Here is a 15,490-nt window from a genome sequence, read left to right as displayed (position 1 = left end):
AAAGAGTCAAGGTTTTGATGTTTAGACGGGTCGATCGAAGAGCTTTCGAATAGCGACACCGACAACCGTAGAGGGAAGTGCAATAGCATAGCCCATTAAAATGGCGATGATCAGCTCAATTGGCCAGAGATTGTGAGACGTGGGATCGATAATGCCCTCCGCAATGACTCTGCTCATAACCACGGCGGGCAAAACCATTGCCATGATGTTTACGCTTGTGATGAATGTATTTTCTGTAAGATAGTGCAGAAGAGCTGTGGCAACCGCTACTGCAGTCAGTGCCGGACTATAGAGTGCATTTGGGAGAGTAACCTCTTGAATCGGTATGAGCCAGTAGGGTATTCCGATCATGATGAATGATAGTAAAAATAGAACGATGGGAATCAGAAGCTTAGAGTAATTTTCCACGGGAGTGAATTAAGGAGTTGAATAAATAATGGGATTTGCAAAATACGATGTAGAACGTTTTGCAAATCCCGGTTAGGTCAAGCGCGTATCATTTGGTCAGAAATTGACTTTAAGAGTAAGCCCATATCCGGCCTGATCGGCAGGATCTTCAAGAGTTGATTGGCTATGGGCAGGAATTGATAGAATGAGGAGTAGAGCTAAGGTAAGTACTGCAGAGATTACGTGATTGAATATCATGGCACCTCCGTTTTCGTTGACAGTTGTTTGATTCTTGATAGATCAGCAAGTTTATCACGAATTTTAATCAAGCTAACTTATTAAGCCCGAGGTGCTTAATGTATATAAAAATGTATAATTTAAAATAGTGATCTGTATAAATTTTAATATTCACTCAGTTCTGGATATTGGATTCAGCAATCAGTTATTCACTTTATTCGTGCCAATGATTCCAATAGAGTGTGCATATTATTATCCCATTTCCCCTTAATTTTACCCTGCGGTTTGATCATACGGGGTTGACCAGTCGGGAAATTTGTGCAGGCTGAGCACCGGTTCTGAGGCTTCTATTTGAACTTGGTGTAATTCCTCAGAAAGAAAGAGTATTAAAGACAGATAGGGTCAGAATTCTCTTGTCTATGCGCACTTCTGATATTAGAGGCTGTTTATGTGTTGACCGATTTGTAAGGTAGTTTATACCCAAGTTTCTATTCTGAATATACTGCCTTCACACGTTCCCGTAAATTGAAGCCGCTGCTCATCACTTCTCCGTAGGCTCCGGCACTTCGGATGGCCACCAGGTCACCACGCTGCAATTCAGGCAGCTGAACCTTTTTTTGAAAGGTGTCGGATGTTTCACAAATTGGCCCGACTACATCGTACGTTTTGTGTGGTTTATCTGACGTGAGTACATCTACCCGGTGGTTTGCCTGGTAGAGTGCAGGGCGGATCAGTTCGGTCATACCGGCATCGATCACGGCAAAGTTGGTTGTCACCCCCTCTTTAATAAAAAGTACCTTGGAGATCAGGCTGCCACACTGGCCGACAATGCTCCGGCCCAGTTCAAAGTGCACCTGCTGGCTTTCTCGCAGTTCAAGGTTTCTGTCAAACACTTCAAAAAAAGATTTAAAATCGGGAATGGGGTTATCATCGGGATTCTCATAATCAATTCCGTAACCGCCGCCCACGTTGATATGGTGAAGACGGATTGCATTCTTCTCAAACAGATCCTGCATCTCATTTACGCGATCACAAAGATCTTTGAATGGCTGTAGATCGGTGATTTGTGATCCTATGTGAAAGTGGATTCCGGTGAGGCTGATATTCTCCAGGGAGGGGAGCATCTCAAACAATTTCGGGAGTTTGTCAGCCGTAATGCCGAACTTGTTCTCATTCAGCCCGGTGGTGATATATTTGTGGGTTTTGGCCTCTACATTCGGGTTTAGCCTGATGGAGATGTTTGCCGTTTTATCGCTTTTCCCGGCTAACGAGTTCAGAACTTCGAGCTCCTGTAGCGACTCGCAGTTAAAGGAAAAAATGTTGTTGTCGAGCCCAATCTGAATCTCCTCATCCGTTTTCCCCACGCCGGCAAAAGCGAGCTGTTTCCCTGTAAAGCCGGATTCTATGGCTCGTTTGATCTCATTTCCACTCACGCAGTCGATGCCGAGTCCCGCTTTACGAATCTCTTCAAGAATGGGCAGATTGAAATTAGCCTTGATGGCAAAGTGCACATGATACCCCTTCGAGAGTCCATGTGTTTTGATCTCATCCAGTGTACGGCGGAGCAGGCCAAGGTCGTAGTAGTAGAACGGAGTTTTATGAGATTTGAAGATCTCTATGGTTTCAGCGTCGAACATCAAATTGAGTTGGTTAAGTAAGGGCGCTTATGATACGAAATACTATGAATACTTTTCAGTGAGTCAGACCCTTCACTGCCGTTTCCCGAAAAAAGAGCCTGGAAACGGCAGGTTGATAGTTAATTAAATGGGAACTCAGTAGTTTTCTGTCTCGAAATTATAAAGCTCTAAACCGGCCTGTTCATACTCATCACCGGCAAGCCAGAATGGGGCCTTGTCAGCATTTCCAATCAGGGTTGCAGCCATTACGTATGAACGGATGTAAGCTGTTACGTACTCATAATCAACTGTGTGTGGTTCATCGGTCGGGCGATGGTAATACTTGTTGATCTCATCATCAAATGCGGTCAACCCCATACTGTAGGTTGGGGACGGAATTCCGGCCCGTGCAAAGTGAACATTATCCGATCGGTTAAACAGGTTTTGCTCGGGAACCGGATCGGGAATCGCCTCCAGGCCGAATGCCTCGGCAGATGCTTTCAGGTCGTCATCGGCTTCGGTCCGGCCCAGACCGATTACAGTTACCTTGGTGATATCATTATATCCGGCGCCGTCAATATTTAAATTGTAAACGGTTTGATGGAGTGGTATCGGCGGATTCTCCGCATAATAACCACTTCCCAGTAATCCCTTCTCTTCTGCGGTCCAGGCGGCAACGATCACAGATCGCCTTGGTGGATTTTCGGAGAGATACTTGGCAGCAGCCAGAATACCGGCTGTACCTACAGCATTATCCCTTGCCCCATTGTTAATGTAGTTTTCCTGGCTCGGATCACCCGTCGTTCCGGTGTGATCGTAGTGAGCCGACAGCAGGATGTACTCATCCTTTAAGTTCGTGTCGCTTCCCTCAATTATGCCAACCACATTCCGGCTGTAAAATGTTCGGCTTTCTTCTCCTTTAACTGATAGTGAGATCGTTTCACCTGGGATACCGCTCAAAAACATGTCTATATCTCCCGCAAGGCCGTTCATCCAGAGGTGTGGTATAGGGGAGGTTTCTTCATTGGTTGAACCACTATCAGTATCCAGGGACAATTGATCACGATTCATGAACCCGGCGAGGGTTTGCCATGGTAGCTGCTGATTTTGATAGATCTCGATCAAACCGGTACCGCCTGCCTCTGCAACCTGAGCTCGTTTAACCGCAGAAATTTGAAATAGCTGTTGAGGGTTTTCATCTCCCTGCAATCCGGCTTTGGCAATCACAATCTTACCATTCAGCTCGTGGTTGGAAATCTCATCCTGCGATCCGTACTCCAGAACAACCACGTCTGCTTCAGTATCTCCCCGGTATGGACTCATTGCAACCAAGTGTCGGTTCAGGGTAAATGTGGAGTCTAACACAGACATCTGTATCGATTCCGGCGCCCGGTTCATTCGGAATGGTACATGTTGATAGTATCCGTCAAGCCCGGGGGCTGCTTTCATGCCATATTGTTGAAATCTTGTGGCGATGTAGCGAGAGGCAATTTTCAACTCCTGGGTACCGGTATCGCGGCCGAGAAATTCATCTGAAGCGAGGAAGTAGATGTCAAATTCAACATCGCTTTTCAGAATAGACTGTTCGATATCCTGGGCGGAAGGGTTTTGTGCTTGAACGTCTATCGACGTGAATGCAAGGACGACGAAAAGTCCGAGAAGTATTCGTTTCATGAGATTTAATTTCATTGATATTTAAGTATGTCAGAACGGTTGACCTTAATACGGTACTGCAAACAAAAAGTTTTGAACTTCAAAATAACCGGCTCTGGGCTATTATGTTCAGAGCAGAGGATAAAGAATTCAAAGTAACAAACAAATGCGGATTGAAAGATTTGACATCCGTTTTAATGTTTTTTTCATATCAAAGCGGTATCCTGCCTGCTTTCAACCCTGAAGTAACTGCTGTTATTCGCATGGACCAAATTTTTTCATATCAATTGCCGTTTGAGGATCCGGTTATCATCTTTGCCCTGGTGATGCTCATCATTCTGCTGGCACCCATGCTGGCCAAAAAGGTGAAATTGCCATCAATCGTAGGGTTGATTCTGGCCGGAACCGTTGTAGGACCCGGGCTCCTCGGTTTGATTGAACGGGATTTTACCATTGAGCTTCTTGGAACCGTCGGACTGCTCTATCTGATGTTTATGGCCGGCCTTTCGCTGGATTTGATTCAGTTTGAAAAACTTCGGAATAAGAGTATCGGTTTTGGTTTGGTCTCTTTTCTATTGCCTCAGATGGCTGCATTAGCAGCAGGTGTGTACCTGCTTAACTACTCCGTTGCAACCTCACTGCTTCTCGGTTCAATTGTTGGTTCGCATACTCTGCTTGCCTACCCAATTGCTGAGCGATTGGGGATTACCAAAAATATGGGAGTCACCATGTCGATGGGTGGAACGCTTGTGACTGACACCCTCTCTTTGGGCGTGCTCGCAATCGTTGCCGGAACCGCAGGGGATAATAGCGGTGCCGGATATTGGACCGGATTTGCCGCCTCTGTTATCGCATTTGTGGCCGTTTCCGTCATATTGCTGCCGCGGCTCGGACGCTGGTTTTTTCGAAATGTAAAATCGCAAGGCAATATGGATTACATCTTTTTGGTGGCGATACTGTTTACAACAGCTTTCTTTGCCGAACTTGCAGGTCTCGCCCCAATTATTGGTGCTTTTTTAGCCGGACTCCTTTTAAACCGGTTGGTACCCGGCAGCGGTACGCTTATGAGCCGGGTTCAATTTGTGGGAAATGCACTTTTTATTCCGTTTTTTCTGATAAGCGTAGGTATGCTGGTGGATGTTTCGGTTCTGGGAAGTCTGGATGTATGGTTCAAGGCGATCATTTTTACGCTGCTCGTTTTTATAGGAAAGGGACTTGCGTCATTCGGTATCACCTCGCTGTTTAAGTTTACTAAAGAGGAGGGGTTTGTCATTTATGGACTCACGACTCCTCAATCTGCAGCCACGCTTGCCGTGACCCTAATTGGCTTTGATCTGGGATTTTTTGACTCCACGGCGGTAAATGCAGTGGTGATCATGATTTTGATGACTTGCCTGGTCGGCCCATGGCTGGTTGAGAAGTATGGACGTGAAGTGGCTACTCAGGAGGATAAGAAGCCGTATAAACCGTCGGAAGCACCGCAGCGTATTCTGGTTCCGCTGGCCAATCCTGAAACTTCAGATGCATTGATGGATATTGCGTTTATGGTACGTGATCAGAAACTGGATCAGCCACTCTATCCGCTAACAGTAGCCCGTGATGGCCGGGATGCCGAAGAGCAGGTTGCCAGGGGAGAAAAGATGCTGAGCCACGCCGTGATTCACGCAGCCGCGGCGAATGTGCCGGTCAACCCTGTTACACGCGTTGATTTCAATATTGCCAAGGGAATTGCCCGTGCGGTTAGTGAGATGCGGATTTCAAACATCATTATTGGCTGGAACGGACAGATATCAGCCAAACAGAAGATTTTTGGAAGTATTCTGGATCAGCTTCTGGAGGAGGTTCAAACCATGATTATGGTGAGTAAAATTGAGCGCCCCGTGAACACATCAAAGAGAATTGTAGTTGCAATGCCTCCGTTTGCTGAGTTTGAACCGGGATTCACCGAAGCAGTAAGATCGCTTAAATTGATGGCAGATCAGATTGGAGATGAACTGGTGATTGTAACCACAACCGCACGTCAGAACTATGTGAAACCTAGGGTGGATAATATTCAGCCGGAGCCCGATGTAACGTTTGAAGTCATCGAGAAGTGGGGGGATCTGCCGGCGTGGTACGATGATTTTAAAGATGAAGAGGACCTGTTTGTTTTACTCAGCGCCCGTGACGGATCCGTTTCCTGGCGGCCGGGGCTGGATCGTTTACCCAGGGTGATAGCTCAGCGCTATCCACAGTTGAGCTTTATTACCATCTATCCGGCTCAGGGCCGGGAGCGGGCAGGAGGAAGCTCACCCGAGAGGGAGAATCTGCAGCTATTGCAACAAAAACGGATAAAGATAGGGCTTGAAGAGGCTGAAACGGACCAAGTACTGGAGCAGATCATCCATAAAGATCCCGCATTTGATCATATTGATTTGAGCCGAATAACCAAACGGCTGCTCAAAAATTCGGCTGATTACACCCCTGAGGTAATGCCAGGTGTGCTGCTCTATGAAGCTCATACCTCTAAAGTGGATGAACAGCTTCTGTTTGTAGGGGTAAGCGACAAGGGGTTGAATCTAAAACAGGTTGCACACCCCGCACATGTTATTTTGATATTGCTCAGTCCTAAATCCTGCTCACCGGAAAAACACCTGGAGGGAGTAAACGAAGTTGCTCAACTCATCAAACCGGGTAAGAACCTAAAGGCAGTACGGGCTGCAAAAACAGCTGCCGAGGTTTATCGGGCCGTTATGGAAACGGAAGTGTAAAAATATCTGCTCTATGAGTGTTCAGGCTCTACAAGAACATTCAAAATTTAAGGAATGACGGCGGTTATTTTCGATAATTTTTAGTTTCATCTAAACAATAACTATTTTTGCCGTCAAACTGTTAAACTTTTTAACCGGATTCGGTTTATTCTATGGACGTATTTTCCGCTGCTCCACATCATGATGTTTTTCTTCTCGTTTTTCAGGTTGGTGTTCTTCTTTTAGCTGCCCGAGCATTTGGCGAAGTGGCCACACGACTCGGTCAGCCATCGGTTATTGGTGAAATCCTGGCCGGTATCATTTTAGGCCCCTCACTTTTGGCGGGTATTTTTCCTGCATTTGGTGAACTCATCATCCCTCAAACGGAAGTCAGTGGTTATCTTCTGGAGGTTATCTCCCTGCTGGGCGCCATGTTTTTACTGTTGATAACCGGACTCGAAACCGATATCCAGCTCATTAAGCGACACGCCAAAACGGCAATCAGTGTCTCTTTTGGCGGTATTTCGGTCACGTTCATCACCGGTTTTTTTCTTGGTCAGCATCTGCCAGACTTTCTACTTGCGGATTCTGACGAACGGCTGGTATTTTCTCTGTTTGTAGCAACGGCCATGGCAATTTCAGCCATTCCGGTTATTGCTAAGGTGCTGATGGACATGAACCTGATGCGCCGCGATATTGGCCAGACTATTCTCGCAGCAGGCATGAGCGATGATACCATCGGGTGGATTTTGCTCTCAATTGTTGCCGGTATTGCCGCCGGAGATGCTGTTACCACCGGAACCGTTCTTACAACAGTTGGAAGCGTGCTGGCATTTTTGATTATCAGTTTCACCCTGGGCCGGTGGATGGTGCGTAAATTGCTGGTTTATGTTCAGGATGAGGTGATCAGTACCGACCGGATTCTTTCCCTTGTTATTATTCTCGCCTTTTTCTGGGGTGCCATAACACAACTGCTGAATCTTGAGGCTATCCTGGGTGCTTTTGTGATGGGTATTCTTTTTGGAATGATGCCGCGTCTGCCCGAAGAGGTTGTGAACAAGTTGGAGAGTATAGCGCTGGGAATATTTGCACCTATCTTTTTTGCCGTTGCCGGTCTTAAGGTGAACATGCTGAACCTGTTTGACCCAACGTTGCTCGTTATTACTCTGATTGTGATTGCCATCGCCACGCTCGGTAAGGTGATTGGAACTTACACAGGGGCAAGGGTTATCGGCGGAAAAGATCACTGGACCTCCCTCAGTTTTGGAGCCGGACTGAACGCCCGCGGTGCGATGGAGATCATTATCGCAACCATTGGTTTGCGGCTGGGTATACTTTCGCAGGATATGTTTTCCATCATTGTTGTGATGGCGATTGCCACATCTCTGATGGCACCTTTTGCACTGCGCTGGGTATTAAAGCGGGTCACCATCGGTGAAGAGGAGGAGAAGCGACTGAAGAAAGAGGAGCTGGAGGCGGAGAGTCTGGTTGCCGATATCCATCGTGTGCTGCTGCCGGTTCGAACCCGTAAAGAGGCTGATGTCAATAAGAAGAATATTCAGTCAACCGAGGCTCAGATTCTGGATTTGATTGGTGAAGACTCTCAAATTTCGCTCACAATTATGACGGTCACGAAAGATGACCGGGCATCGTGTGAAACGTATCTGAATAACCTGGCTCAATATTTCAATCTGCACGAGGTTGTGACTAAAGTTGTGGTTTCGGATAAACCGGGTGATGCAATTCTGGATGAGGCGAAAAAAGATTACGACCTGGTTGTACTGGGTGCCACAGAAGATGTGGATGTAAAAGCTCATCTCTTCAGCCCGATTGTAGATTTTATTACTCGATTTGCTCCATGCCCAACGCTGATTGTAAAAGCGGGCAGTGTTCCGGAGAACTGGACGCCTCAGAGAATCATGGTTCCCACGAACGGCAGCTCAGCTTCCCGAAATGCCGCAGAATTGGCATTTTATGTGGCTAAGTCAGATTCAAATAAAGAGGTTCTTGCCCTGAACGTAATGATGGATGAACTCCGTCCTGTTCAGAATGTGAAATCTGATATTGAACAGAGCCGTGAGCAGTTTGCGGAAGATGCGGTTGGGGAGCTGAAGAAGCTGGGTGAGGCATTTGGTGTAAAAACAGAAAGTATGGTTCGGAAAGGGGAAAGTCCGGAAGAGGTAATTAGAGCCATTGCAGAAGAGAATCACATCGACCTCATTGTGGTGGGCACCAATATCAGACCGGGAACCAACCGGCTCTATCTTGGACCTCGTGTAGAGAACATCATTCGAATGGCTCCTTGTCCGGTTATTGTTTTTAACACATAAGGGAAATTGCTTTTTCCGCTTAACCTTATTCCATGGTGGACTCTTGGGAATTGTTCAGTTAACTTTGATTTGTGAACAAAAGCTGATTATCACATAGGGCGAATAGAGATGAAACTGACGGCAATCCTGGCATGGATCAAAGGCCGGTTCAATATACTGAACTGGCTGCCGAACTATTCAAAAGAGGATTTAGCCGGTGACCTGAAATCCGGTATTACTGTTGGAGTGATTGAGATCCCCCAGGCGATGGCGTATGCAGTTATCGCCGGTTTGTCACCTATTTACGGTCTCTACGGTTCGCTTATTCCTCTTCTCATCTATCCACTCTTTGGTACGTCCCGGCATCTCGCTCTGGGGATTGTAGCCACCGATATGATCATTATAGCCTCCGGTGCATCACTGGTGGCGGATCCCGGAACGGACAAATATGTGACGGTGGTGCTGCTTCTTACCATGCTTGTTGGCCTGGTTCACATCGCCATGTCGCTTTTCAGAATGGGCTTCCTGGTGAATCTGCTCTCCAAACCGGTGATCTACGGATTCATGGTTGCTGCACCCATCATTATTGGATTCAGCCAAATGGGTAACCTGTTTGGAGTTGAACTTGAACGAACACAGTATGTGGGAGTTCTTGCCATGCAGCTTTTTGAGCAGATTGAGATGATTAACCCGGTAGCACTGGCCATCGGGGGATCGGGGCTCATCCTTTTATTTGTGCTGCAGAAGATCAATCCGCTCTTCCCGAGAGCACTTCTGCTGATTGCCGCCGGCGGGTTTTCTGTATGGTTTTTTAATCTGGAGCGCTATCATGTTGATGTGATCGGTGTGATTCCATCCGGTTTGCCCTCCTTTCAGCTTCATGAATTCACACTGGATGATGTGAGGCGATTAGTTCCAACGGTAACTACTCTGGTTCTTATTCAGTTGATGGCGATTATGTCTCTGGGTAAAACATTTGGCAACAAGTACAAATACCCGATTGATGCTAACAAGGAGTTTTTTGCACTGGGGATGGCCAATTTTGTAGGAAGTTTTTTCCAAAGCCCACCAATGTCGGGCAGTTTTTCCAGAACGGCTGTGAGCGATGAGGCGGGAACCCGAACGCCTCTCTCCAATGTGGTGACAGCCATTATTATTGGTCTCACACTTCTTTTCCTAACACCGTTATTCTATTTTGTGCCGATGCCGGCTCTTGCAGCGGTTATTATTGCTGCAACTATTTCTCTCATTGATGTGAAAGAGTTGCGCTACCTGTTCAGAACCAAGCCATCAGAGGCATATATTGCTATTTTCACCTTTGCTTGTACACTTATTATTGGTATTCAGGAGGGTATTTTGCTCGGAATCGGGGCTTCGTTGCTTTCCGTCCTCTACAGAACCAGCCGCCCAAATGTAGCCGTTTTGGGGCATATTCGGGGCTCGAGAAATTTTAGGGATATTGAACGAAATCGAAAAGCGAAGTCGATTGACGAACTGCTGCTGCTTCGATTTGATTCATCCATGGAGTTCAGCAATGCTGATTATATCAAGGATTTTATTATCCAGCAGAGTGGAGAACAAAATAAACAGATTCGTGCGGTAGTGATTGATGCCAAGAGTATTAACGACATTGACACCACAGCTATTGAGACGCTTCAATCTGTGAAAGAGACGCTTGAGGATTGGGATATTGAATTGCATTTTGCCGGACTGAAAACACCGGTTCAAAAATTGCTGATGCGGTCAGGGCTGGCCCGGAAAATCGGTGGCACCCATTTTCATGAAACCACGCATGATGCGATTATCTACCTTCTTGAGAAGTGGGACAAGGAGGAAGAAAGAGAGTATGAGCAAAACGGAGACGACGAAGCAGAAACGCCCCACCGCCTTCGCGACTATCTGGATGATGCGGATTGAGTAATCCTTTCGATTGTTATCCGGGAGTTAATTTTTGAATCACCTCTTCCAACGTCAGTGAAACCTCTTCACTCTCTCTCATATTGCGCAGCGTAAATTTTCCTTCCTGAAGTTCATTGCTTCCTACAATCAGGGTGTAACGTGCATTTTCGCGATTGGCATCCTTCATCTGGGCTTTCATCGATCGCCCCATGTAGTCCATCGTTGCTGAAAGTCCTTTATCACGTAAAACAGGTAACTGTTTGATCCCCCATTTGCGGGCTTCATCGCCAAGTGTTACCACATAAACGTCCACCTCTTTTTCTGTTCCCAGCGTAATACCCAGCTCTTCACATGCGATCATCAAGCGTTCCATGCCCGCGGCGAAACCGACCGCCGGGGTGGGCTGCCCGCCAATCTCTTCAACCAGAAGGTCGTACCGCCCTCCACCGGCCAGTGCATCCTGTGCACCTAGGTCGGGACTGATCAGCTCAAAAGCGGTTTGGGTATAGTAATCCATGCCGCGCACCAGGTAGGGATCCTCTTCAAATGGGATCTCAAGATCATTCAGATACTCTTTTACTTTATTGTAGTGAGCCAGAGAGTCCTCTCCCAGGTACTCTGTAATAACCGGTGCACTCTCGATGAATGGCTGATCTTCCTCTTCCTTGGAGTCGAGAATTCGCAGGGGATTGTTTTCAAATCGTTTTTGGGATACTTCACTCAGTTTGTCAAAGTTTGGTTTGAGGTGTGCTTTTAACGCCTCTTTATACTTTTCGCGGCTCTCGGGATCTCCGATCGAGTTGAGCTTCAACGTTGTATTGGTGATTCCCACTTTCTTATAGATGTGAATCATGAAGGCGATCACTTCCACGTCGGCCACGGGATCGCTGCTGCCGATTACCTCCATACCAAACTGGTGGAACTGGCGCTGACGTCCCTTCTGCGGTCGCTCGGCACGGAACATCGGCCCGATGTAGTAGAGCTTTTGCGAACCGCCGCGCTGATCGAGGTGATTCTCGACGTAGGATCGAACCACAGGTGCCGTAAGTTCCGGGCGAAGCACGTAATTGTCTTCACCGCGGCTGAAAGAGAAGATCTCTTTGGAGACGATATCGGTAAGTTGACCCAAGCCGCGGACAATCAGTTCGGTCTGCTCCATAATAGGCGTACGGATCTCTTCGAGGTTAAACTTCTCGGCCTCTTCCCGGATCAGGTTTTCGAGATATTGCCATTTTCGTACTTCATCAGGCAGAATATCTACCATTCCGAGGTGTGTGGTGTATTTGGGTTGCGCCATTCTTCAGTCGCGATTACAGAGTTTGTGTTAATTCGGCTCAAAGATAAGGTTGATTTTGCAAAGATAGTAAGATTCCTTTCGAAGATTGGAAGAGTAAAATAGCACATGATTGGCCGTAGTTTCGCGGATAGACCATATTTATGTTGGATGAATCGAAAAACCGAACCTTCTCCGAAGGAGTTTTCTGTTTATATAACATCGAACCCCGTCCAGTCACAGGCTTCCTCGGAGCTTCCTGTTGTGAATATTTTTATTCTTGGACCATTAAAATTGATTGAGATTCCCTTATAGCGACTAAGCTGAAATTTTCTATTTTGACGGAAAAGAAAACATAACGACTACATTATGCTCAGAACCGTAATTCTAACACTGTTTTTATCTCTTATCGCACTGAATGGCTTTGCTCAAGATCGCGAGTTGGTTTACGAGTCGGGTGGTGAGCTACCGCCGGAGAAAGCTTCTTACGATGTTCACTATTACGATTTAAATCTGAAAATTGACCCGGCAGACAGTACGGTGTCGGGAAATGTTGGAATTCATTTCCATGTGGTTCATCCGACCAACGTCATAGCTCTCGATCTCGACCCGAGACTGAGTATTGAATCTGTGAACTGGATCGGTGACGAAAGGGAACGACCGATACAACTTGAGCGTAACAGTTCTTCCAAAACATTTTACCTCTATTTCCCTGAAACACTGCAACCGGGCCTCAGTACATCTGTGGATGTAGCTTACAGTGGACAACCGATTGTTGGAGATAATCCTCCGTGGACCGGCGGGATGGTTTGGGATCGTACTCCTTCCGGTGAGCCGTGGGTTGGGGTAGCAGTTCAGTCACTCGGGGCCTGGACATGGTGGCCAAATAAGGACCATCCAACCGATAAGGCGGATTCTGTAGCTATTAACTACACCATGCCCGAAAATCTTGTGGTTGCCGCAAATGGCAGGAGCCGGGGAGTGACCGAGCATGACGACGGATGGAAGACCTCACACTGGTTTGTCTCCAGCCCGATCAACAACTACAACGTAACGGTAAACGCTGCACCGTACGAAACCATCAGTGAAACGTTTACCAGTACGGCGGGGGATGAGATGGAGATCACATTCTGGTTCCTGCCCGAATTTCGGGAACAGAGCGAACGCCTCTTCCCGCAGTTTGCCGAACAGATCCGGTTCCTTGAGGAAATTGTCGGGCCGTACCCCTTCAGGGCAGATAAATACGGTGTAGCCCATGCGCCTTACCTTGGAATGGAGCATCAGTCAATAATTGCTTATGGCGCAAGTTTTGAAAATGACAACCTCTTCGGGCAAAATGCAGGCTATGATGATCTCCATCAGCATGAGCTGGCCCATGAGTGGTGGGGAAATCTGGTTTCGGTTTGGGACTGGCGCGATTTCTGGATTCACGAGGGAATTGGAACTTACATGCAGCCGCTCTACGCAGAACATTTAAATGGAGAGGAGTCGTATCGTGAGATGATGGAGTTTTTAAGAACCAGAATCAGATCAACAAGGGCAACGGCTCCAAGAGAATCTTCGATGAGTTCGCTTGATATCAGAGAAGGCGAGCGCGGCGGCGATGTCTATTATAAGGGAGCCTGGTTCATGCACACGTTACGATACGTAGTGGGTGATGAGAACTTTTTCAGAATTCTCAGGCGATTTGCATACCCTACAGAAGAGATGGAGAGTATTACTACCGGTGAACAGGTCCGATACGCCACTACCGATGACCTGCTTCACCTGGCAGAAGATATTTCCGGGATGGATCTGGCGTGGCTGTTTGAGGTTTATCTGCGTCAGGCTGAAATGCCGGAGCTGTCCGTAACACGGGCGGGCCTTCAGGTGGTGATGCAGTGGCACATTCCGGGGAATATTAACTTCCCGATGCCGGTTGAAGTTCGGGTGAATGAGGAGTGGATTACACTGGTACCCGAGAATAACCGAATCTCATTTGAAATCCCTGAAAGTGCCGATTTTGAAGTGGATCCGCATCACTGGATTTTGAAAAAATTATAATCGTTACGAAATGCATTGGTTCATTATACCTTCCACAAAACAAAACTAAAGGAGAATCATGAAAGTACGCCTAATTTTAATTGTTCTGATTGCCGGGCTTGCAACAAGCCTTCAGGCTCAGCAGACTTACATCCATGCCGGTTATCTGTTTGACGGAACCGGAGAAGAGATGAGGTCGAATGTGACGATTATTGTAGATGGAGACAGGATTGTTGAAGTTCAAGATGGATTTCTTCGTCCCGATTCTGAAAGCAGTTTAATTGATTTAAGCAACAGAACTGTACTGCCCGGTTTGATTGACCTGCATGTTCACCTTGAGAATGAAACGGGTCCCAGCCGCTATCTGGATCGCTTTACGAAGAATCCTGAAGATGTAGCGTTCGAGTCATCTCTCTATGCCAAAAGAACATTGATGGCCGGTTTTACAACGGTAAGAGATCTGGGCGGTTCGGGAGTGAATACTTCTTTGAGAGATGCCATTCGAGCAGGTTATGTGGAAGGTCCCCGCGTGATAAGTGTTGGAAAATCGTTGGCAACAACCGGTGGACATGCAGACCCAACCAACAGTTTTAAACGAGATTTGATGGGAAGTCCGGGCCCGGAACTGGGCGTGGTGAATGGCGAGGTTGAAGCACGTGAAGCTGTCCGGCAGAACTACAAACTGGGGGTTGATCATATCAAAATAACGGCTACTGGCGGAGTTTTGAGTGTCGCAAAATCGGGACAAAATCCTCAGTTCATGAATGATGAACTGCAGGCGATCGTTGAAACAGCCCGCGATTATGAGATGCATGTGGCTGCTCATGCCCATGGAAAAGAGGGTATGCTGCGGGCGGTTAAAGCCGGGGTTCATACCATTGAGCATGGAACATATATGGATGAAGAGGTGATACAGGCAATGGTAGATCATGGCACATATTATGTTCCAACCATTACGGCAGGGAAATTTGTAGCCGAAAAAGCGGAAGTGGATGGATACTATCCCCCGCTGGTCGTTCCAAAAGCACGTGAAATCGGTCCGCTTATTCAGAACACTTTTGCAGAAGCGTATCGGTATGGAGTGAAAATTGCATTTGGTACTGATGCCGGTGTGTTCCACCACGGCGATAATGCCCAAGAGTTTGGCTACATGGTAGAAGTGGGGATGCCTGAAGCCGAGGCACTACTGAGTGCAACTCAGACCGCTTCAGCTGTATTAGGTTTGGAAGATCAGATAGGGTCGGTAGAAGCAGGTAAATTAGCCGACATAATTGCCGTAGACGGGAATCCGCTTCGGGACATTTCTACACTCGAAAATGTCCGTTTTGTGATGAAGGAGGGTGTGGTCTACAAACACGATTAGAA

Annotated in this window: 10 protein-coding genes; 5 read left to right on the top strand and 5 right to left on the bottom strand. The window is 47.1% G+C overall.

The features are described from left to right. Window positions 1-21 precede the first annotated feature (21 nt). From BG260_RS00300 to BG260_RS00290, 4 genes are all read right to left on the bottom strand, one after another. Window positions 22-408 carry a lipase chaperone gene (locus tag BG260_RS00300; RefSeq protein WP_069129945.1) on the bottom strand — a complete coding sequence of 129 codons (387 nt, stop codon included), beginning with the start codon at window positions 406-408 and terminating at the stop codon, window positions 22-24. A 96-nt stretch (window positions 409-504) separates the two neighbouring features. Continuing rightward, entirely contained in the window at window positions 505-645 is a 141-nt protein-coding gene (locus BG260_RS14095) for a hypothetical protein (protein WP_176719393.1), read from the bottom strand. Between the two features lie 467 nt (window positions 646-1,112). Next, the gene (lysA, locus tag BG260_RS00295; protein WP_069129944.1) at window positions 1,113-2,261 is read right to left on the bottom strand and encodes a diaminopimelate decarboxylase; all 1,149 of its coding nucleotides are present in this window, start codon (window positions 2,259-2,261) and stop codon (window positions 1,113-1,115) included. A gap of 135 nt (window positions 2,262-2,396) precedes the next feature. After that, the gene (locus BG260_RS00290; RefSeq protein ID WP_176719392.1) at window positions 2,397-3,914 is read right to left on the bottom strand and encodes a M28 family peptidase; all 1,518 of its coding nucleotides are present in this window, start codon (window positions 3,912-3,914) and stop codon (window positions 2,397-2,399) included. A gap of 104 nt (window positions 3,915-4,018) precedes the next feature. On the opposite strand from BG260_RS00290, the gene BG260_RS00285 reads away from it, so the two are divergent. From BG260_RS00285 to BG260_RS00275, 3 genes are all read left to right on the top strand, one after another. Then, complete coding sequence (locus BG260_RS00285; protein WP_141691488.1) at window positions 4,019-6,643, top strand: cation:proton antiporter domain-containing protein; 2,625 nt, start codon at window positions 4,019-4,021, stop codon at window positions 6,641-6,643. Between the two features lie 152 nt (window positions 6,644-6,795). Further along, window positions 6,796-8,952, top strand: coding sequence for a cation:proton antiporter domain-containing protein (locus BG260_RS00280; RefSeq protein WP_069129941.1), 2,157 nt, complete (start codon window positions 6,796-6,798; stop codon window positions 8,950-8,952). Between the two features lie 108 nt (window positions 8,953-9,060). Continuing rightward, window positions 9,061-10,848 (top strand): SulP family inorganic anion transporter, encoded by a 1,788-nt coding sequence (locus BG260_RS00275; protein ID WP_069129940.1) that lies wholly within the window; start codon window positions 9,061-9,063, stop codon window positions 10,846-10,848. A gap of 16 nt (window positions 10,849-10,864) precedes the next feature. Here BG260_RS00275 and hisS read toward each other — a convergent pair whose 3' ends face one another. Then, on the bottom strand, window positions 10,865-12,127 hold the full coding sequence (gene hisS / locus BG260_RS00270) for a histidine--tRNA ligase (RefSeq protein WP_069129939.1): 1,263 nt from the start codon (window positions 12,125-12,127) through the stop codon (window positions 10,865-10,867). Window positions 12,128-12,472: 345 nt separating this feature from the next. Here hisS and BG260_RS00265 point away from each other — a divergent pair, with 345 nt between their 5' ends. Continuing rightward, on the top strand, window positions 12,473-14,146 hold the full coding sequence (locus tag BG260_RS00265; protein WP_069129938.1) for a M1 family metallopeptidase: 1,674 nt from the start codon (window positions 12,473-12,475) through the stop codon (window positions 14,144-14,146). 58 nt (window positions 14,147-14,204) lie between these two features. Continuing rightward, the gene (locus tag BG260_RS00260) at window positions 14,205-15,488 is read left to right on the top strand and encodes a metal-dependent hydrolase family protein (protein ID WP_069129937.1); all 1,284 of its coding nucleotides are present in this window, start codon (window positions 14,205-14,207) and stop codon (window positions 15,486-15,488) included. Window positions 15,489-15,490 lie beyond the last annotated feature (2 nt).

This window comes from Rhodohalobacter halophilus, from assembly GCF_001715195.1.
Classification (GTDB): domain Bacteria; phylum Bacteroidota; class Rhodothermia; order Balneolales; family Balneolaceae; genus Rhodohalobacter; species Rhodohalobacter halophilus.
The sequence above is the reverse complement of the archived record's forward strand: the minus strand, read 5'-3'. Positions and strand labels throughout refer to the sequence as shown.

Excerpts from the sequence above, each read along its gene's own strand:
- BG260_RS00275 (WP_069129940.1), top strand. The coding sequence starts at position 9,061 with ATGAAACTGACGGCAATCCTGGCATGGATCAAAGGCCGGTTCAATATA.
- hisS (WP_069129939.1), bottom strand. The coding sequence starts at position 12,127 with ATGGCGCAACCCAAATACACCACACACCTCGGAATGGTAGATATTCTG.
- BG260_RS00285 (WP_141691488.1), top strand. The coding sequence starts at position 4,019 with ATGTTCAGAGCAGAGGATAAAGAATTCAAAGTAACAAACAAATGCGGA.
- lysA (WP_069129944.1), bottom strand. The coding sequence starts at position 2,261 with ATGTTCGACGCTGAAACCATAGAGATCTTCAAATCTCATAAAACTCCG.
- BG260_RS00290 (WP_176719392.1), bottom strand. The coding sequence starts at position 3,914 with ATGAAACGAATACTTCTCGGACTTTTCGTCGTCCTTGCATTCACGTCG.
- BG260_RS00260 (WP_069129937.1), top strand. The coding sequence starts at position 14,205 with ATGAAAGTACGCCTAATTTTAATTGTTCTGATTGCCGGGCTTGCAACA.
- BG260_RS14095 (WP_176719393.1), bottom strand. The coding sequence starts at position 645 with ATGATATTCAATCACGTAATCTCTGCAGTACTTACCTTAGCTCTACTC.
- BG260_RS00265 (WP_069129938.1), top strand. The coding sequence starts at position 12,473 with ATGCTCAGAACCGTAATTCTAACACTGTTTTTATCTCTTATCGCACTG.
- BG260_RS00280 (WP_069129941.1), top strand. The coding sequence starts at position 6,796 with ATGGACGTATTTTCCGCTGCTCCACATCATGATGTTTTTCTTCTCGTT.